Below are 18,767 nucleotides of genomic sequence, written 5' to 3'. Positions count from 1 at the left end.
AGGTATTGCATTTATGGCGTCGACCCAAGTCCTGGCCGGGTTTCACGCGGTTGTTGCGCGGCTGCGCCACGCGCCCGACTCGATCAAGGAAATCTATGTAGAGGCGTCGCGCCGCGACAAGCGGATGCAGACGTTCATCGAGCAAGCCGAAAAAGCGGGCTGCCGCCTGCATCCGGTCCCCATGGAGCGCCTGGACGGGCTATCCCGCGGCACCCGCCATCAGGGCGTGGTGGCGCTGGCCGAAGAGCGCCAGCTGGCGGTGGACGTGGATGAGGTGCTCGACGTCATCGAAGGTCCGCCGCTGCTGCTGATCCTGGATGGCGTGACCGATCCCCACAACCTGGGCGCCTGCCTGCGCACCGCTGATGCCGCCGGCGTGCACGCCGTCATCGCGCCGCGCGACCGGGCCGTCGGCCTGAACGCGACCGTGCAGCGCGTGGCGTGCGGCGCGGCCGATACGGTGCCCTATCTGATGGTGACCAACCTGGCGCGCACCATGCGCAGCCTGAAGGGCCGCGGCGTGTGGCTGGTGGGCACGGACGACCAGGCCACCGACAGCATGCACCAGATCGATGCGCGCCAGCCCATGGCCTGGGTCATGGGGGCGGAAGGCGAGGGCATGCGCCGTCTGACGCGGGAAACCTGCGATCAACTGGTGAACATTCCCATGCTGGGTTCGGTGGAAAGCCTGAACGTCAGCGTGGCCAGCGCCGTCTGCCTCTATGAAACCGTGCGCCAGCGCCGTTCCTGATTTATCCGTCTTGCCTATCTTGTAGACCACACCCTCTTCGCGTCAGCCCATCATGCACCAGAACGGCTTTACCACCACGATCCTCCATTCCGACCGCAAGCAATCCGTCGAGCACGGAGCGGTGCACAAGCCCATGCATCCGTCCTCGGAGTTCGCCTACGAAGACGCGCGCGAGCTGGCCGCGGTCTTCCAGGGCAAGGCCGGCTTCACCTACGCCCGCCAAGGCACGCCCACCACCACCGCGCTGGAGGCCAAGATCAACCAGATGGAAAGCGGCAAGGGCACGGTCAGCTTCGCGACCGGCATGGCCGCGCTGGCTGCCATCTTCACCACGCTGCTGCGCCGCGGCGATCACCTGGTGTCCAGCCAGTTCGTGTTCGGCAACACCAACAGCCTGCTGGGCACGCTGCTGGAGCTGGGCGTGGAGATCACCTTCGTGGACGCAACCGATTCGGCGCAGGTGCGCGCGGCGATCCAGCCCAACACCCGCATGGTTTTCACCGAAACCATCGCCAACCCGGGCACGCAAGTTGCTGACCTGGCCGTGATCGGAGAAATCTGCCGCGAGAAGGGTCTGGTCTATGTCGTCGACAACACCTTGACCTCGCCCTGGATGTTCCGGCCGGTCTCGGTCGGGGCGTCCCTGGTGATGAACTCGCTGTCCAAATACATTGGCGGTCATGGCAATGCATTGGGTGGCGCCGTCACGGACACGGGGCTGTATGACTGGTCGAACTACTCGAACATCTACGAGGCCTATCGCAAGGGGCCGTCCACCAGTTGGGGGCTTACGCAGGTCAAGAAGAAGGGTCTGCGCGACATGGGAGGCACCTTGGCGGCCGAACCCGCGCACCGCATCGCGGTGGGTGCCGAGACCCTGGCCCTGCGCATGGCCAAGCACTGCGCCAACGCGCTGGCGCTGGCGCGCTTCCTGGAGGATCATCCGGGCGTGGCCAAGGTGCATTACCCCGGGCTTGCCAGCCACCCGCAGCATGCGCGCGCGGCGGCGCTGTTCGGCTCGCGCTTCGGCGGCCTGCTGGGCGTCGAGCTGGCGGACGGGGTGGACTGCTTCGATTTCCTGAACCGCCTGCGCATCGTGCTGATGGCGACCCACCTGGGCGATACGCGCAGCCTGGCGCTGCCTGCCGCCCACACCATCTATTACGAAATGGGCGCCGAGCGCCGTAAGCAAATGGGCATCGCGGACAGTCTCATCCGCGTGTCCGTGGGCATCGAAGACGAGGCCGATCTGCTGTTTGATTTCGATCAGGCGCTCAACGGTTGCCTGCAGGGATAATGCGGCACGCGCGCGGCCGGTGGCCGGGCGCGCTTGCAACGCAATCGGGATAGCGCCCATGCTCATACAGATCGCAGAAGTTTTCACGCCAGAAGAGGCGGCCGAGATCCGGCGCCGCCTGGATGCCGCCGATTGGGTCGACGGCAAAGTCACGGCCGGCTATCAGTCGGCCGAGGTCAAGCGCAACCGCCAACTGCCGGAGCAGCATCCTCTGGCCCAGGAGCTGGGCAATCTGATCCTGCAGCGCCTGGCGGCCAACAACCTGTTCATGTCGGCCGCGCTGCCGCGCAAGATCTTTCCGCCCTTGTTCAATCGCTACGAGGGCGGGGAAGCGTTCGGCTATCACGTGGACAACGCGGTGCGCGGCATCGCCGGCACGGCTGAGCGCGTGCGCACCGACCTGTCGGCAACGCTGTTCTTCTCCGACCCCGACTCCTACGACGGCGGCGAGCTGGTCATCGATGACACCTATGGCCCGCGCGCGGTGAAGCTGCCGGCAGGGCACATGGTGCTGTACCCGGGCACCAGCCTGCACAAGGTCAATCCGGTGACGCGCGGCGCGCGCGTGTCGTCGTTTTTCTGGATGCAAAGCCTGGTGCGCGAAGACAGCCAGCGGGCGCTGCTGCTGGACATGGACGTGGCCATACAGCGCTTGAATCAGGATGCCGCGGGGCATCCTTCGATCGTGCAACTCACCGGCATTTATCACAATTTGCTGCGTCGATGGGCCGATGTCTGACGCAAGTTAACGATCGTTTTCGAGGGTGTCGCGCAAACACCGAAATGCGTGTTTCTGTTTATTGCGAAACGGTCTAAAAGCTAGTATTGACGCGGGTTGTGGTGAGGTTTTCGCTTGACAGCCGCGCCACGCCAAGGCCTAATACACGTCTGCGTCGCTGGTGATTTGAAGGCAATTTGCCATTGAATCCAGGCGGCGCAGCAGTTTAAAAGTTGTGCTTCGCAGCGCAAGAAAAAAGTTTATCCACTGTCTGTTCGTCGTTTGTCGGTTTTGCGTCTTCAGCGGCGTCCATCATGACGGCCATGAACTGCACTCCGGCAGACTCAATACCTTGTGAGGGGTACACCTGAATGAACAAAACCGAACTCATCGATCACATCGCCAGCAAGGCCGACATCTCCAAGGCCGCCGCTGGTCGTTCGCTCGACGCCCTGATCGGTGCCGTCAAGACCACCCTGAAGAAGGGCGGTACGGTTACGTTGGTTGGCTTTGGCACGTTCGCTGTGTCGGCTCGCGCCGCTCGCACCGGCCGTAATCCGCGCACTGGCGAAACCATCAAGATCAAGAAGGCCAAGGTGCCGAAGTTCCGTCCGGGCAAGGCCCTGAAGGACGCCGTCAACTAATGGACGGCGGGCGGGTCGCAGGCATTCAGCCCTGGCGATTTGCCCACAATTGCGCGGTCCGGTATACTCCGGCCCGCGTATTGCTTTTGAGTGCCCCGGTTGGCAGTTGCTTGTACGGATTTTTCGCGAATTTCGTCTTGAGGCTGCATCAAAATGGGTGCTTAGCTCAGTTGGTAGAGCGGCGCCCTTACAAGGCGTAGGTCACAGGTTCGACCCCTGTAGCACCCACCAAAAGCTCCGATATGCGCTCCGCACAAAACCCGCACACGTCATGGTGGCGGGTTTTTTGTTTTGCGCGCGCCGTAACGCTCATGCCTGTTGATCCCGCCCGGAAATGTAAGACGGGGTCAGATGAAATAGGACGTGCGAATCATTCGCATTTAAGATATTATTGTGGGCTTGTACCGGTCAGCCGGCGTCGCCATCGCGTGTGCGTCTTTCCTGGCTGGCCGGATAAGTCAATGCACCCTGGCTGATTCATGCCTAGTTTTCAACGCGGTTGGAATTCTTCTTCGCGCTCTTCATTCGGTATACGCGCAGGCGCTGGCCTGACGGTCCTGGCGCTGCATGCGGCAGTGATCGGCGCCATCTTCATGGCACCCGAGAATCGTCCTGAACTCGAGGAACCCGAAGCCATCATGGTGAGCGTGGTGGATGCGCCCATACCCCAGATCGCCAAGGCCGAACCCACTCCCGAGGAGTCGCAGCCGGTGACGGAAACCCCACCCGAGCCGCCGCAGCCCGAAGTCGAACCCGAGCCTGAACCCGAGCTCAAGCCCGAGCCGGAGCCTGAACCCGAACCGGAGCCAGTGGTCGAAAAGCCGCCGATGCCGGCGCCCAAACCCAAGCCCAAGCCGCCTCCCAAGCCTAAACCCAAGCCCGAGCCCAAGCAGGACGTCAAGGTCGAGCCCAAGCCGGAAGCGCCGAAGACGCCGCCCAGCGGCGCGCCCGAAGGCACGCAGGCGCCGCAAGGGCCGCAGCAGGGGCCGCCGCCGGATCAGCCGGTGCTGGTGTCCAGCATTGAATTCCAAGGCGCGCGCCCGATGCCCAACTATCCGATGGCGTCGCGCCGCATGCGGGAAGAGGGCCGGGTGGTGGTGCTGGTCGAGATCAACACCCAGGGGCTGGTAGAGCGGGCAACCATCGATGCGTCCTCGGGCTTTCCGCGCCTGGACGAATCGGCGCTGGCAGCCGCCCGCAAGGGCCGATTCAAACCGTATACCCGTAACGGCGTGGCCTATCCCGCCAAAGCCAAAATTCCGTTCGATTTCGTAATGAGGAACTGAGATGTCCAACGCACTGCATAGCGCCACCCTGGTGGCGCAGGCGACCACCAGCCCGGCAGCACCGGCTGCCGCCGCCGCTGCGCCTGCCGCGGCTGCGGCCGCGCCCGCAGCTCAACAAGCCGCTTCGACCGTCGGCGCCGTGGCTCAGCAATCGGCCGATGCGCTGCAAGGCGCTGCTGCCGCGCTGCCTGCCGCGCCGGCGCCCGCCGCGGTTCCCGACATGGGCTTCCTGCACTTTGTCGCGCAGAGCGACTTCGTCGGCAAGAGCCTCTTCATCATCCTGATCCTGATGTCGCTGGTGACCTGGTATCTGATCCTGGTCAAGGTCGCCAGCAACGTCAGCATGCGCAAGCGCTCGGCGGACTTCCTGAACAAGTTCTGGAACGCCAGCTCGCTCGAACAGGTCGAAAACGAAATCGTCACGCACGGCGCGCGCGACCCGTTCTCGCACCTGGCCAGCCACGCCATGCATGCGCAGGCGCATCACAACAAGTTCGGCGCGACCAAGCTTGAAGAGTCGGGCAGCAACTCCGATTTCGTCACGCGCACCATGCGCAAGGTCATTGACGAAGAAACCGCCAAGCTGGAAAACGGTCTGACCGTGTTGGCCTCGGTGGGTTCGACGGCGCCGTTCGTGGGCCTGTTCGGCACGGTCTGGGGCGTGTACCATGCCCTGGTCGGCATCGGCCTGTCCGACGGCGTGACCATCAACCGCATCGCCGGTCCGGTGGGCGAAGCGCTGATCATGACGGGCCTGGGCCTGGCGGTCGCCATTCCCGCGGTGCTGGCCTACAACACCTTCGTGCGCAACAACCGCGTGTTCCTGTCGCGCCTGGATGCCTTTGCGCATGATTTGTTCGCGTTCCTGACCACCGGCCAGCAGGTCGCTCTGTCCGATGGCAAGGTGCGCGCCCTGCGCCGCCAGAACGGTAACGGCGCTGCGGCTCAACGCGGGAGCGAATAATGGCCTTTGGCAGCTTCGAGGGTAAAGGATCCGGAAGCAGTACGGTTTCCGAGATCAACATGGTGCCCCTGATCGACGTGATGCTGGTGCTGCTGGTGATCTTCATCATCACCGCGCCGCTGCTGGCGCATTCGATCAAGATCAACATGCCCCAGGTGGCGGCCGAGCAGATCGAGGAAGAACCCAAGACCGTCGACCTGGCCATCGATGCCAGCGGGGCGCTGTTCTGGGACGAGAAGCCGGTCAATATCGATGACCTGCCCAACCGCTTCAAGTCGATTGCCGGCACCAAGCCGCAACCCGAGATCCGCATCCGTGCGGACCAGAATACCCGCTACGAGACCCTGGCCAAGGTCATGGCTTCGGCGCGCCGTTCGGGCATGACGCGCATCGGGTTCGTCACCACGCCTCCTTCGGGCGGCGTGGCCGGCTCCGCCGCGCCCGCGGCAGCCGGGGCCGCCCCGGCTCCGTCCGCACCTTGAACGCTTCCCTGCCCCGGGGCGCATTTCGCGCCCCGTTCCGGCCGGGATCGCGCTAGAATCGCCGCATGCGAGTTCTGGTAATCGAAGACGACACCACCCTGGGCCACGCGCTCCAGGAATTTCTGGCCGACCAAGGCTATGCGGTCGACTGGCTGACCGAGGGCGACCGGGTTCTGGGCGCCTTGGCGGGGCAGCCTTACGACCTCATGCTGCTCGACCTCAACCTTCCTGGCATGAGCGGGCTGGACGTGCTGCGGCAATTGCGGCAGGACGGCAACCAGGTCCCTGTGTTGATCCTCACCGCCCGCGATGGCATCGAGGACCGCGTCGCCGGCCTGGACGCCGGGGCGGACGATTACGTCACCAAGCCTTTTGAACTGCCCGAGCTGGCGGCGCGCGTGCGCGCCTTCGGCCGGCGCCGCGCCGGCCAGGCGCAGCCCTTGATTGAAGTCGGCCCGCTGGTGTTCGACACCGTCGGCCGCGAAGTCCGCGCCAATGGCCAACGCCTGTCGCTGTCGGTGCGCGAGCTCTCCGTGCTGGAAATGCTGATGGCCCGCGTCGGCCGCGTCGTGACCAAGCGCCAGATCGTGAACTCGCTGTCGGCCTGGGATGCCGATTTCAGCGAAAACGCCGTCGAAGTCTATGTGTACCGCCTGCGCAAGCGCCTGGAAGGCACGGGCGCCAGCATTCAAACGGTGCGCGGCTTTGGCTACATGCTGGATGTGGAAACGGCCTGACGGGCCGGCTGCGGCCGCGTCGCGCCGGCCGCGCGCATCCATACGCCTAGGCGAGGGCATTGCGTCATGATGCAGGAACGCACTCCTACCGCTACTCCGGTTTCCCGTCCCTTGCTTCCCTCCCGTTCGCTGGCGCGGCATCTGGTCATTCGCCTGATGCCGCCGATCCTGCTGCTGGTCCTCTTGGACTTGGCGGCCACCTGGGTCATCACGCACAAGATCGACATGTCGCTCTGGATGCTGGAAGATTTCTTCTGGCTGATGGTGGTGGGGCAGGTCGCGCTGATCGCGCTGTTCACGTGGGTGGTGGTGCAGGGCGTGCGTTCGGGGCTGCGCTCGGTCAATCATCTGTCCGAAGAGATCCGGCAACGCTCCATCGACGACATGCAGCCGCTGGAAGTGGCAGGCGTGCCGGTCGAAATCGAGCCCTTGGTCACGCACACCAATGATTTGCTGCTGCGCCTGGATGCCTCGCTGGCGGCGCAGCGCCGCTTTATCGGCCATGCCGCGCACCAGCTGCGCACGCCCTTGTCGGGCCTGCGCCTGGAGTCGGAGCTGATGCTGGCGCGCCCCTTGCCCGACGACGTGCGCGCGCGGGCCGAGCGCATCAAGGCAGTGAGCGACCGCATGATCCGTCTGGGGCAGCAGCTGCTGGTCCTGGCGCGGGCCGATCCCAACGCCCGGCCGCAGGACAGCTTCGTGCGCATCGACCTCTGCGAATGGGTGCGGGCGAACGGCGCCGAATGGTTTCCGCGGGTGCGCGAGGCGCACTACGAGCTGGATCTGGTGGCGCCGGACGCGCCCATCTGGATCGACGCCGACCCCTTGCTGCTGGCCGAACTGCTGGGCAACCTCATCGACAACGCGCTGCGCTACGGCAACAAGACCGGCCGCATCACGCTGATCGTCGGCGCCAATCCGCCTTCGCTGACCGTGGAGGACGATGGGCCGGGGATTTCCCCCGATGAGCGCGAACGCGTGTTCGAGGCCTTCTACCGTTCTCCCACCGCGACCGCGGGCGGGTCGGGCCTGGGGCTGGCCATCGTGCGTGAAATCGCGCACGCGCACGGCGCCTGGTGGAAGCTCACCAGCCGTCCGGACTTTTCAGGAACACGGCTGTCCGTCGTGTTTCCCGGCCCTCGCAAGGGGGCCCAACTTACTCGTCAAGAACCTACATCATGAGCCAAGGTTCGGTCAGCGTTCCTTCATCGTCCAACGGGCAGGCACTCGGCGGGCACGCGCCATCGTCGCGGGCCGCCCTCATCATGGGGGCGCTGGGCGTGGTGTACGGCGACATCGGCACCAGCCCCCTGTATACCCTGCGCGCCTGTCTGACGGGCCTGAGCGTGCACACCGACCTGGAGCCTGCCCACCTGCTGGGCGTGCTGTCCATCCTGTTCTGGATGCTGATGGTGGTGGTGTCGTTCAAGTATGTGACGCTGGTGCTGCGCGCCGACAACCGTGGAGAGGGCGGCACGCTGGCCTTGCTGGAGCTGGCGGTGCGCGGGCGGGAAGGCAAGCTGCGCTGGGTGCTGATCGTGCTGGGCATTTTCGGCGCGGCGCTGTTCTATGGCGATAGCATGATCACGCCGGCCATTTCAGTGCTGTCGGCGCTGGAGGGGATAGGCATCGTGTCGCATCAGCTGGACGCCTGGGTCGTGCCGCTGTCGCTGGTGGTGCTGATCGCGCTGTTTGCGATCCAGTCGCACGGCACGGGGGCCATGGGCAAGCTGTTCGGTCCGGTGATGCTGTTGTGGTTCGGCACGCTGGCCGCGCTGGGCGGCTGGCAGATCTGGCAGACGCCGGAAGTGCTGCGGGCCTTGAATCCGATGTGGGGCCTGCGTTTCATCGTCGAGTTTCCGTGGATCAGTTTCGTGCTGCTGGGGGCGGTGGTGCTGGCCCTGACTGGCGCCGAAGCGTTGTATGCCGACATGGGCCACTTCGGCCGTCCGGCGATCCGCCGCGCCTGGTTCAGCATGGTGCTGCCGGCCCTGACGCTGTGCTATTTCGGCCAGGGCGCGCTGCTGTTGCGCGATCCGACCGCGATCCGTAATCCGTTCTTCATGATGGCGCCGGAATGGGGGCTGGCCCCGCTGGTGGCGCTGGCCACCATTGCGACCATCGTGGCGTCGCAGGCGGTGATTTCCGGCGCCTACTCGGTCACGCGCCAGGCGGTGCAGCTGGGTTTCTGGCCGCGCATGCAGATCCTGCACACCTCGGCCATCGAGAAGGGCCAGATCTATCTGCCGCAGGTCAATGCGCTGCTGTTGTGCGCGGTGCTGGTCCTGGTGCTGCTGTTCCGCAATTCGGACAACCTGGCTGCCGCTTACGGGTTCGCGGTCACGGGAACGATGTTGACGACGTCGGTGCTGGCGTTCGCGGTGCTGCCGCGCGGTTCGACCGGCATCAAGCGCGTGCTGTGGCTGGTGGCGCTGGGCCTGTTGCTGCTGTTCGATGTGCTGCTGTTCTCGGCCAACGTGTTCAAGATCCACGAGGGCGGCTGGTTGCCGCTGCTGGTGGCGATCGTGGTGTTCACGCTGATGATGACGTGGCGTCGCGGCCGCCGGCTGCTGTCGGAGATGCAGCAGCGGGACCGCCAGCCGCTCAAGGAATTCATGGCGCAGCTCGAAGAGTATCCGCCGTCGCGGGTGCCGGGCACCGCCATTTTCATGACGATGAACTCGGGCAATGTGCCGCCGGCGCTGCTGCATAACCTGAAGCACAACAAGGTGCTGCACGACCATGTGCTGTTCCTGACGATTCTGGTGGCGGACGTGCCCTATGTCTCGCCCGAGGAGCGCTTCTCCGTGACCAAGCTGTCGGCGTCGAGCTGGCAGGCGACGATCAATTACGGCTTCAAGGAAGATCCGGACGTGCCGGAGGCGCTGCGGCTGGTGGCCGAGGCGTATCCGGAGATCGACCTGGAACCGATGCGGACTTCCTACTTCCTGTCGCGGCAGACCGTGGTGGCGGCGAAGAAGCCGGCGTTGTGGCGCTGGCGGCGGGCGGTGTTTTCGTTCATGGCGCGGAACTCTACGCGGAGTACGAAGTTCTTCAAGATTCCGGCTAATCGGGTGGTGGAGATGGGGATGCAGGTGGAGCTTTAGGCTCTGGGGTTCTTGCGCCGGGTGATGAGTTCTTATGACGCCTGTGGCGACGGGGGCCTGGAGCGCGCGGGGCAACGATTGCGGCCCGGAGCCTTCGCTCCGGGCTTCCCCGTCGTCATCGTCGTCCTCGCCTCCGGCGACTCCTTCCGATTCCCTCGGGCTTATCGACGCCCCGCGCGCCCCAGGCCCCCGTCGCCACAGGCTGCATCGCTTGAATGTGCCTCGTTGCTGGGGAGTGCGGCGTGCTTGGGGTTCTTGCCCAAAGTGAAGTGTGGCGGTGGATCTTGCGGAGCCCGCCCCCGGCCGGCCGCGCGGGCGGCCTTTGGGGGCTTACGCGGTGTCTTGCGATTGATGATGGCGCTGCGCGGCGGTGGTGACGCGCCTCTTTGACGTTGGCGCCCGATTCATGCGCTCCAAACAAAAAGCCCTTCGGCATGCCGAAGGGCTTTTTGGTTTTTGGCGTTGAAGAATTACTTCTTCTTGCCTTCGTCGCTCAGCTGCGGCAGCGAGCTGCCGGAGGAGGCGAGCAGGCCGGTCTTCACGTAGGTGAAGAGCTTGCCGCGGGTGTCGACGATGTCGAGGTTGCGCATGGTGAGCTGGCCGATGCGGTCTGCGGGCGTGAACGGGGCGTTTTCGACCTTTTCCATGGACAGGCGCTCGGGGGCGTAGGTCAGGTTGGGCGATTCGGTGTTCAGCAGCGAGTAGTCGTTGCCGCGGCGCAGTTCGATGGTGACTTCGCCGGTGACGGCGCGGGCGACCCAGCGTTGGGCGGCTTCGCGCAGCATGATGGCTTGCGGGTCGAACCAGCGGCCCTGGTACAGCAGGCGGCCGAGCTTGCGGCCGCTTTCGCGGTACTGCTCGATGGTGTCTTCGTTGTGGATGCCGGTGACCAGGCGCTCGTAGGCGATGAACAGCAGGGCCAGGCCCGGGGCTTCGTAGATGCCGCGGCTCTTGGCTTCGATGATGCGGTTTTCGATCTGGTCGCTCATGCCCAGGCCGTGGCGGCCGCCGATGCGGTTGGCTTCGAGCATCAGCTCGACCGGGTCACTGTATTCCACGCCGTTCAGGGCGACCGGATGGCCTTCCTCGAAGCGGACGGTGACTTCCTCGGCCTTGACGGCGACGTCGTCGCGCCAGAAGGCGACGCCCATGATGGGCTTGACGATGCGGATGCCGGAGTTCAGGTGCTCCAGGTCCTTGGCTTCGTGGGTGGCGCCCAGCAGGTTGGAGTCGGTGGAGTAGGCCTTTTCAGCCGACATCTTGTAGTCGAAGCCGGCCTGGCGCATGTACTCGGACATTTCCGAACGGCCGCCGAGCTCGTCGATGAAGCGCTGGTCCAGCCAGGGCTTGTAGATCTTCAGGTCCGGGTTGGTCAGCAGGCCGTAGCGGTAGAAGCGCTCGATGTCGTTGCCCTTGAAGGTGCTGCCGTCGCCCCAGATGTTGACGTCGTCTTCCTTCATGGCGGCCACCAGCATCGTGCCGGTCACTGCGCGGCCGATGGGGGTGGTGTTGAAGTAGGTGATGCCGGCGGTCGAGATGTGGAACGCGCCCGATTGCAGGGCGGCGATGCCTTCGGCCACCATCTGCGCGCGGCAGTCGATCAGGCGGGCCTTTTCAGCGCCGTAGGCCATGGCCTTGCGCGGGATCTCGTCGTAGTCGGACTCGTCGGGCTGGCCCAGGTTCGCGGTGTAGGCGTAGGGGATGGCGCCGTTGTTGCGCATCCAGAGGAGCGCTGCGCTGGTGTCGAGGCCGCCGGAGAAGGCGATGCCGACCTTCTGGCCGGTGGGAAGGTTCGGGAGGATAGTGGTCATTGTTTGAAGTGAGACGCCAACAGGACTTGGACAGCAGACTTTGACAGCTGCTAGCCGCCAAACAAGAGAAACGGACGCTATTTTAACTCTTTTGCCGCGGCCGGGCCGCCGGGGCGAACAGGGCCGGCAGCTCCAGCCGGCGGATCAGGAGCGCGGTGGCGGCGGCCAGGCGGGTGGCCGGGCGGTGGCGGGCGCTGGCCAGCACCAGGTTGTTGGTGATGGTCGGGTCGACGATGTCGCACAGCGACAGCTCATGCTCGGCGGCGGGGCCGCGCGCGGCCGAGCGCGGCAGGATGGCGTAGGCGTCGCCCTGGGCGGCCAGTTCGACGATGGTCTGGACCGCGTCCACCTCGACGGCGATGGTCAGGCGCACGCCCTGGGCGCGGCACACGCTTTCGACCAGGGTGCGGATGGCGTTGGGCAGGCTGGGCACCACCAGCGGGTAGTCGCCCAGTTGCGCCACGGCGATGCGCGGGGGCAGGGCGGGCAGCTGGCCGGCCGCGGCCACCAGCACCAGGTCTTCGCGGAACAGCGATTCGTAGGCCAACTGGGGCGAGGGCGCGGGATCGTAGAGCAGGGCCAGGTCGACGCGGCCGGCCAGCAGCCATTCGCGCACCTGGGCGCTGAGGCCCTCGGCCACGGCGATGGAGGCCTCGGGGAAACTGCGGCGGAAGGCCTGGACCAGCGGCGGCGTGAGTACACGCGCGATGCGGGGCGGCAGGCCCACCACGACCTTGCCGGTGGGCGTCTCGCGCAGGCTTTGCAGGTCTTCCTTGGCGCGTTCGGCCAGGGTCAGCAGGGCGCGGGCGTGCTCCAGGAAGCGCAACCCGGCTTCGGTGGGTTCGGCGCCGCGCCCGTTGCGGTAGAGCAGATGCTGGCCAAGCTCCAGTTCCAGCAGGCGGACCTGGCGGCTGAGCGTGGGCTGCGCCACGTCCAGCATTTCGGCCGCGCGCGAGAAGCTGCGCCGCTCCGCCACGCGCAGGAAGTATTCGATCTGCTTGAGGTCCATCGGATATTTGGAAAATCTATATCTGAAATCAAAGATATAGCATTGTTGGGCGGCGGGCAATCCGGGACCATGGCGTTTTCAACGCAGGAACCCGCCCGTGCCCGATTGCCGTCCTCCGCTAGCCGCGCCGTCCCGTCCCCGCCATGCCTTGCCGCCGGGCGCCTGCGATGCGCATTGCCACGTGTTCGGGCCGGCCGACGTGTTTCCGTACGCCGAGGGCCGCTCGTACACGCCGCCGGATGCGCCTTACCAGGCCATGGCGGCGCTGCACAACCGCCTGGGCGTGGAGCGCGCGGTGGTGGTGCAGGCCAATTGCCATGGCTCGGATCATCGCGCCCTGCTGGATGCGCTGGCCCAAAGCGGCGGCCGCTATCGCGGCGTCGCTCTGCTGGGAGCGGACGCGACCGAGGCCGGCGTGAAGCAACTGCATGAGGGCGGCGTGCGCGCCGCCCGTTTCAACTTCGTGCCGCATCTGGGCGGCGCGCCCGATCCGGCGGTCTTTGACCGCGTCGTGGCGCTGATCGCGCCGCTGGGCTGGCATCTGTGCCTGCACCTGGACGGCGCGATGCTGCCGGAGCTGCTGCCGCGCCTGGCCGCGCTGCCGCTGCCCTTCGTGGTCGACCACATGGGACGGCTGAAGGCGAGCGATGGCTTGGCGTCGCCGGCGATGCGGGCGCTGCTGGGCCTGGCGCAGGTGCCGCAGGCCTGGGTCAAGGTGTCGGGCATCGACCGCATCGCGTCGGGCAAGCGGCCGTACGCCGAGGGCCTGCCGTTCGTGCGCGCGCTGGCCGAGGCCCTGCCCGACCGCTGCCTGTGGGGCACGGACTGGCCGCATCCGAACGTGGCGGGCGACATGCCGGATGACGGCGAGCTGGTCGACCTGTTTTTCGAAGCTTGCCCCGATGCGGCCCTGCGCCAGCGCATCCTGGTGGACAACCCGGCGCGGCTGTACGGATTCGAGTAGGCGCGGCAAACGCCGCCGCCGTCTGGCGGCGTGCGAACGACAAGAAAATTCCATTCAATCAGGAGACACCATGTTCAAGAAAATACTGTCCGCCGGCCTGCTGAGCCTGGCCGCCCTGGGATCCGCCCATGCCGATGGGCCGGTGCGCCTCATCATCGCCTTTCCGCCTGGCGGGCCGGTGGATCTGGTCGGCCGGGTCTTGGCCGAGCAATTGGGCAAGGAGCTCAAGCAGCAGGTCATCGTGGAGAACAAGGCCGGCGCCAACGGCAACATCGCCGCAGCCTACGTTGCCAAGGCGCCCGCTGACGGCTCGGTGCTGTTCCTGACCAGCGTGGGCGCGGTCGCGATCAGCCCGGCGCTGTACAAGGACTTGCCGTATGACCCCGTGCGCGATTTCGCGCCGGTGTCCAAGGTGGTCAACAACGCCACGGTGTTCGTGGTCAATCCGTCCAATCCGGCGGCCGACGCGGCTGACTTCGTCAAGAAGTCCCAGGCTGCCTCGCAGTCGGTGGCGATCGGCTCGTCGGGCATCGGCAGCATTCCCCACCTGACTCTGGAAATGTTCGCCGATTCCAGCAAGGCGAACGTGATGCACGTGCCTTACAAGGGCGCGGCGCCGGTCATCAATGACGTGATGGGCAACCAGGTGTCGGGTTTCTTCGGCGACGTGCCGGGCCTGATCGGCCATATCCAGGGCGGCAAGCTGAAGCCCCTGGGCATCGCCGCGCCTACCCGCCATCCGCTGCTGCCCGAGGTCAAGACCCTGGCCGAGCAGGGCATCGCCGGCGTGGAGTCCAACAATTGGTACGGCATCGTGGCGCCGGCCGCCACGCCGCCTGCCACGCCGCCTGCCACGATCGACAAGCTCAACCAGGCCGTGCGCGCCGCGCTGAACACGGAGAGCGTGCGCGCCCGGCTGGAGAAGTTCGGGGCGCAGGCCGCGCCCGGCAGCCCGCAGGAACTGGCTGCCCTGATCGCATCGGACCGCGAGAAGTGGACCTCGCTGATCCAGCGCAAGAACATCCGTCCGGAGTGAAGATGAACGCATGCAGAGTAGGGCTGGTGACGCCGGGCAGCCGCCCGGAACTGGCCGCGATCGAGGCGCGGATATCGGCTGCGCGGGGGCGCATCTCGCCGCTGTACCAGGTGTTGCTGAACAGCCCGGCCGTGGTCCAGGGCTGGGAGGCCATGCTGACCGCGATCCGCCTGAACACGGCGGTGCCGCCGCGCCTGCGCGAACTGATCATCCTGCGCGTGGCGACCTTGAACAATGCGCCGTACGAGTTCGAGGCGCATGTGCCGCACGCGCTGGCCGCTGGCATGCCGCAGGCGCTGGTGGACGCATTGCGCGGCGGTCCGGCGCCGTCGGCGCTGCAGGGCCTGGAAGCCGGCGAGGCCGAAGTGCTGGCGCTGACGGACGCGATGACGCGCGACATCGAGGTGCCGGACGCCGTGTTCGCGCCGCTGCGCGCGCGCTACGATGATACGCAGCTGGTGGAACTGGCGGCGACCGTGGGCGCGTACAACATGGTGTCGCGCTTCCTGGTGGCCTTGCGCGTCGGACATTGAAGGAGACTGGAGTGCAGGAAACCGTATTGCTGGTATCGCTGGGCGAGCGCTTCGACACGCCGCGCGCACGTGAACTTGAACAGACCCTGACCCAAGGATTGGCAGGCTTGCGCGCCGCCGCTTATGCCGCCCTGGAAGAGGACGAAACCTACGTCTATCTGCGCGGATCGGCGGCGGTCTTGCCGGAAGCGCAGGCCCGCCTGGCCGAGAGCTTCCCGGGCGCGCGCAGCCGCGTGCTGCATCAGACGCTGGACCTGGCGGGCGCCTCGGCGGGGCAGGACGCGCCGTGGCATTACATCGTCGAGACCGACGTGTTGCCCGAGGCGGAAGCCGACCTGAACGCCTGGTACGACCAGGAGCATCTGCCGGGCCTGGCCTCGGTGCCTGGCACGGTGCGCGCCATGCGCTATGAATGCCGCGACGAGTCGCCGCGCTATCTGGCCTGCTATGACCTGCACACGCGCGAAACCTTCGGCAGCCCGCCCTGGCTGGCCGTGCGCGCCAGCGACTGGAGCAGCCGCGTGCGGCCATCCTTCCGCAATACGCGCCGGACCATGTTCAAACGGATTCTGTAATTGCGCGGCGTCCGCCGCATCGGATTTGAATTCGGGTGTGTCGTGCCCATGAAAAAAGCCTGCGCATCGCGAGATGCGCAGGCTTTTCCATATGGGGGTGGTCTTACTTGATCTGGCCCAGCAGCAGGAACTCCATCAGCGCCTTCTGCACGTGCAGGCGGTTTTCGGCTTCGTCCCAGACCACGCTTTGCGGTCCGTCGATGACTTCGCCGGTGACTTCCTCGCCGCGGTGGGCGGGCAGGCAGTGCATGAACACGGCCTGGGAATCGGCGGCGGCCATCATTTCGGCGTCCACGCACCAGTCGGCGAAAGCGGCGCGGCGCTCTTCGTTTTCGGCTTCATAGCCCATGCTGGTCCAGACGTCGGTGGTGACCAGGTGCGCGCCCTTGCAGGCTTCCATGGGGTCCTTGAATTGGCGCAGCACCGTGGCCGGTGGCGTGCCGATGCGCGAGGCTTCGAGTTCGTAGCCGGCCGGGGTCGACACGTGCAGCGTGAAACCCAGCATTTCCGCGGCTTGCAGCCAGGTGTAGGCCATGTTGTTGGCATCGCCCACCCAGGCCACCGTCTTGCCGGCGATGGGGCCGCGGTGCTCGATGTAGGTGAAGATGTCCGCCAGGATCTGGCAGGGGTGGAATTCGTTGGTCAGGCCGTTGATCACCGGCACGCGCGAGTGCGAGGCGAAGCGCTCGATGCGGGTTTGCTCGAACGTGCGGATCATGACGATGTCGACCATGCGCGAGATGACGCGCGCGGTGTCTTCGATGGGCTCGGAGCGGCCCAGCTGCGAATCGTTGGAGGTCAGGTTGATGACCGAACCGCCCATCTGGTACATGCCGGCCTCGAACGACACTCGGGTGCGCGTGCTGGCCTTTTCGAACACCATCGCCAGCGTGCGGTCATGCAGCGGCATGTGGGGTTCGTAGCGTTTGAACTTGTCCTTGATCAGGCGCGCGCGGTCCAGCACGTAGGCGATCTCGGCGGACGAGAAGTCCTTGAACTGCAGGAAGTGCCGCAGCGGGCCGTTTTGAGTCGTGGGAGGTGTCATGGTGATGTCGCAGGTCATGGGGCCCGGCCAGGCTCATGGCCCGGGCGGGACGTTGATTTTATGGTGTTTCGGCCAGGAATTCCTGGATGAGCGGAACCAGGATGGCGACGATGCGGTCGGCTTCGTCGCGGTTGAGGATCAGCGGCGGCAACATGCGGATCACGCGGTCGCGCGTGACGTTGATAAGCAGGCCGGCCTGCATGGCGCGCAGGGCCAGCACGCCGCAGGGGCGGGCCAGCTCGATGCCCAGCATCAGGCCGCGGCCGCGGATGTCGGTGACGCCCGCGACGCCGGTCAGCGCATCGGCCAGGGCGGTTTTCAGGTGATTGCCCACGTCGTGGGCATTGGCGAGCAGGTTCTCGGATTCCAGCGCATCCAGCACGGCCAGCCCGGCCGCACAGACCAGCGGGCCGCCGCCGAACGTGGTGCCGTGGCTGCCGGGGGTTAACACGCCCGCGGCGGGGCCGGCGGCCAGCATGGCGCCGATGGGCACGCCGCCCGCCAGGCCCTTGGCCAGGGTCATGACGTCGGGCACGATGTCGGCCCACTGGTGGGCGAACCACTTGCCGGTGCGGCCGATGCCGGACTGGACTTCGTCGATCATGAGCAGCCAGCCGCGCTCGGTGCACAGCCGCCGCACTTCCTGCAGATAGGCGATGTCGGAGGGGCGGATGCCGCCTTCGCCCTGCAGCGCTTCCAGCAGCACCGCAGCCACGCGCGGCTCGGCGTCGCCGGCGGCGCGCACCGCGTCCACGCTGTTGTAAGGCACCTGGATGAAGCCCGAGGGCAGGGGCTCGAAGCCCTTGCGCGCCTTTTCGCTGCCCGTGGCCGCCAGCGTGGCCAGCGTGCGGCCATGCCAGGACGAATCCATGGTGATGATGTGGGCGTGCTTGTTGCCGCGCTGGTAGGCGTAGTAGCGCGCCAGCTTGATCGCGGCTTCGTTGGCCTCGGAGCCGCTGTTGTTGAACGCGACTTCCCGCATGCCGGACAGCTGCGTCAGGCGAGCGGCCAGCGCGGTCTGCTGCGGCACTTCGTAGATGTTCGAGGTATGGATGACGCGGGCGGCCTGCTCGCTGATGGCGGCCACCAGTTTCGGATGGGCGTGGCCCAGGCAGGACACCCCGATGCCGGCCAGCGCGTCCAGGTACTTGCGGCCTTCGGCGTCCCACAGCCAGACGCCCTGGCCGTGCGTGAACGATACCGGCAGCCGGGCGTAGATATTGGCCAGAGGCGAAGTCATCGAGGATCCTCCTGTGGATGAAGCGGATTGCGCCGGGACTCAGCCGGAGTTCCCGTGGGATGCCGCCGGGGTTGGCAGTCCGGACAGCTCGTTTTCCCAGGCGAATCGCTTTTTGAAAGAGGGCAAAGGATCAATCATATACAATTCGCGGCGCAGGGCGCATGTTTGATCACGCCGAAGATCCGGCTTTCGTGAAGGGCGCGCTGTAGTGAAGAACTCATGGCAACTCGCGTCAGACAATTCGTAATTCATGGCGTTACCGAAAGCGGTAGCCGCTTTCGCCCCAGCGATTGGGCGGAACGGCTCGCCGGCGTAATGGCACAATTCCGGCCCGCCGGCTGTGCCGGTAACCACCTCACCTATTCGCCCTATGTGCTGCCCGTCGTGATCGACGGCGTGCGCGGGATCGTGGTCGATCTGCGTTTGCGCGATCTGGAACCGCTGGCGTACAAGTTCGTGGTGGATTTCGCTCGCGACAACAACCTCAAGACGGAAGAGCGCGAAATCTAGGCTCTCCAACCAAAAAAGCGCCCTCACCGGGCGCTTTTTCGTTGGGGGGCTTCGTGCG

19 protein-coding genes and 1 tRNA gene are annotated in these 18,767 nt (G+C 65.9%); 16 read left to right on the top strand and 4 right to left on the bottom strand.

Annotated features, from left to right (window positions below):
• Positions 1 to 13 precede the first annotated feature (13 nt).
• The 11 genes from rlmB (at position 14) to NGK62_RS01070 (ending at position 9,986) form a co-directional block, all read left to right on the top strand.
• A complete protein-coding gene (rlmB, locus tag NGK62_RS01120) occupies positions 14 to 751 on the top strand; it encodes a 23S rRNA (guanosine(2251)-2'-O)-methyltransferase RlmB (protein ID WP_251877144.1) in 738 nt (245 codons plus the stop codon).
• A 52-nt stretch (positions 752 to 803) separates the two neighbouring features.
• Positions 804 to 2,048 carry a cystathionine gamma-synthase family protein gene (locus NGK62_RS01115; protein WP_251877142.1) on the top strand — a complete coding sequence of 415 codons (1,245 nt, stop codon included), beginning with the start codon at positions 804 to 806 and terminating at the stop codon, positions 2,046 to 2,048.
• Positions 2,049 to 2,106: 58 nt separating this feature from the next.
• Entirely contained in the window at positions 2,107 to 2,787 is a 681-nt protein-coding gene (locus NGK62_RS01110; RefSeq protein WP_118932220.1) for a Fe2+-dependent dioxygenase, read from the top strand.
• A gap of 350 nt (positions 2,788 to 3,137) precedes the next feature.
• Positions 3,138 to 3,410, top strand: coding sequence for an HU family DNA-binding protein (locus NGK62_RS01105; RefSeq protein WP_003812968.1), 273 nt, complete (start codon positions 3,138 to 3,140; stop codon positions 3,408 to 3,410).
• Between the two features lie 155 nt (positions 3,411 to 3,565).
• Positions 3,566 to 3,641: transfer RNA gene (locus NGK62_RS01100), tRNA-Val, on the top strand.
• A 248-nt stretch (positions 3,642 to 3,889) separates the two neighbouring features.
• Positions 3,890 to 4,696 (top strand): energy transducer TonB, encoded by an 807-nt coding sequence (locus NGK62_RS01095; RefSeq protein WP_251877140.1) that lies wholly within the window; start codon positions 3,890 to 3,892, stop codon positions 4,694 to 4,696.
• A 1-nt stretch (position 4,697) separates the two neighbouring features.
• Positions 4,698 to 5,660: a MotA/TolQ/ExbB proton channel family protein gene (locus tag NGK62_RS01090; protein WP_251877137.1), complete on the top strand. Its 963-nt coding sequence runs from the start codon at positions 4,698 to 4,700 to the stop codon at positions 5,658 to 5,660.
• Complete coding sequence (locus NGK62_RS01085; RefSeq protein ID WP_059380456.1) at positions 5,660 to 6,142, top strand: ExbD/TolR family protein; 483 nt, start codon at positions 5,660 to 5,662, stop codon at positions 6,140 to 6,142. The genes NGK62_RS01090 and NGK62_RS01085 overlap by 1 nt, the downstream gene beginning before the upstream one ends.
• 65 nt (positions 6,143 to 6,207) lie before the next feature.
• On the top strand, positions 6,208 to 6,879 hold the full coding sequence (locus NGK62_RS01080; RefSeq protein WP_006218435.1) for a response regulator transcription factor: 672 nt from the start codon (positions 6,208 to 6,210) through the stop codon (positions 6,877 to 6,879).
• Positions 6,880 to 6,945: 66 nt separating this feature from the next.
• Entirely contained in the window at positions 6,946 to 8,061 is a 1,116-nt protein-coding gene (locus NGK62_RS01075) for a sensor histidine kinase (protein WP_223283347.1), read from the top strand.
• Positions 8,058 to 9,986, top strand: coding sequence for a potassium transporter Kup (locus tag NGK62_RS01070; protein ID WP_118932223.1), 1,929 nt, complete (start codon positions 8,058 to 8,060; stop codon positions 9,984 to 9,986). Before NGK62_RS01075 ends, NGK62_RS01070 begins: the two co-directional genes overlap by 4 nt.
• Positions 9,987 to 10,456: 470 nt before the next feature.
• Here the strand turns inward: NGK62_RS01070 and argG are convergent, their stop codons facing one another.
• Together argG and NGK62_RS01060 are read right to left on the bottom strand one after the other, a co-directional pair.
• Entirely contained in the window at positions 10,457 to 11,797 is a 1,341-nt protein-coding gene (argG, locus tag NGK62_RS01065; RefSeq protein ID WP_013392627.1) for an argininosuccinate synthase, read from the bottom strand.
• Positions 11,798 to 11,879: 82 nt separating this feature from the next.
• Positions 11,880 to 12,806, bottom strand: coding sequence for a LysR substrate-binding domain-containing protein (locus NGK62_RS01060; protein WP_251877135.1), 927 nt, complete (start codon positions 12,804 to 12,806; stop codon positions 11,880 to 11,882).
• A gap of 97 nt (positions 12,807 to 12,903) precedes the next feature.
• Here NGK62_RS01060 and NGK62_RS01055 point away from each other — a divergent pair, with 97 nt between their 5' ends.
• From NGK62_RS01055 to NGK62_RS01040, 4 genes are all read left to right on the top strand, one after another.
• Positions 12,904 to 13,770, top strand: a complete 867-nt coding sequence (locus tag NGK62_RS01055; protein ID WP_251877133.1) for an amidohydrolase family protein — start codon at positions 12,904 to 12,906, stop codon at positions 13,768 to 13,770.
• A gap of 70 nt (positions 13,771 to 13,840) precedes the next feature.
• Positions 13,841 to 14,806 (top strand): Bug family tripartite tricarboxylate transporter substrate binding protein, encoded by a 966-nt coding sequence (locus NGK62_RS01050; protein WP_251877131.1) that lies wholly within the window; start codon positions 13,841 to 13,843, stop codon positions 14,804 to 14,806.
• 2 nt (positions 14,807 to 14,808) lie between these two features.
• Positions 14,809 to 15,339 (top strand): carboxymuconolactone decarboxylase family protein, encoded by a 531-nt coding sequence (locus tag NGK62_RS01045; protein WP_251877129.1) that lies wholly within the window; start codon positions 14,809 to 14,811, stop codon positions 15,337 to 15,339.
• A gap of 11 nt (positions 15,340 to 15,350) precedes the next feature.
• A complete protein-coding gene (locus NGK62_RS01040; RefSeq protein WP_118932227.1) occupies positions 15,351 to 15,914 on the top strand; it encodes a DUF4286 family protein in 564 nt (187 codons plus the stop codon).
• Between the two features lie 103 nt (positions 15,915 to 16,017).
• Here NGK62_RS01040 and argF read toward each other — a convergent pair whose 3' ends face one another.
• Entirely contained in the window at positions 16,018 to 16,959 is a 942-nt protein-coding gene (gene argF, locus NGK62_RS01035) for an ornithine carbamoyltransferase (RefSeq protein WP_059380465.1), read from the bottom strand.
• A gap of 58 nt (positions 16,960 to 17,017) precedes the next feature.
• Positions 17,018 to 18,199, bottom strand: coding sequence for an aspartate aminotransferase family protein (locus NGK62_RS01030; protein ID WP_251877127.1), 1,182 nt, complete (start codon positions 18,197 to 18,199; stop codon positions 17,018 to 17,020).
• Between the two features lie 219 nt (positions 18,200 to 18,418).
• Between NGK62_RS01030 and NGK62_RS01025 the strand changes: the two genes are divergently transcribed.
• Complete coding sequence (locus NGK62_RS01025) at positions 18,419 to 18,709, top strand: DUF3579 domain-containing protein (protein WP_013392635.1); 291 nt, start codon at positions 18,419 to 18,421, stop codon at positions 18,707 to 18,709.
• The last annotated feature ends 58 nt before the right edge of the window (positions 18,710 to 18,767 follow it).

This window comes from Achromobacter sp. Marseille-Q4954 (assembly GCF_943737025.1).
Classification (GTDB): Bacteria; Pseudomonadota; Gammaproteobacteria; order Burkholderiales; family Burkholderiaceae_B; genus Achromobacter; species Achromobacter bronchisepticus_A.
The sequence above is the reverse complement of the archived record's forward strand: the minus strand, read 5'-3'. Positions and strand labels throughout refer to the sequence as shown.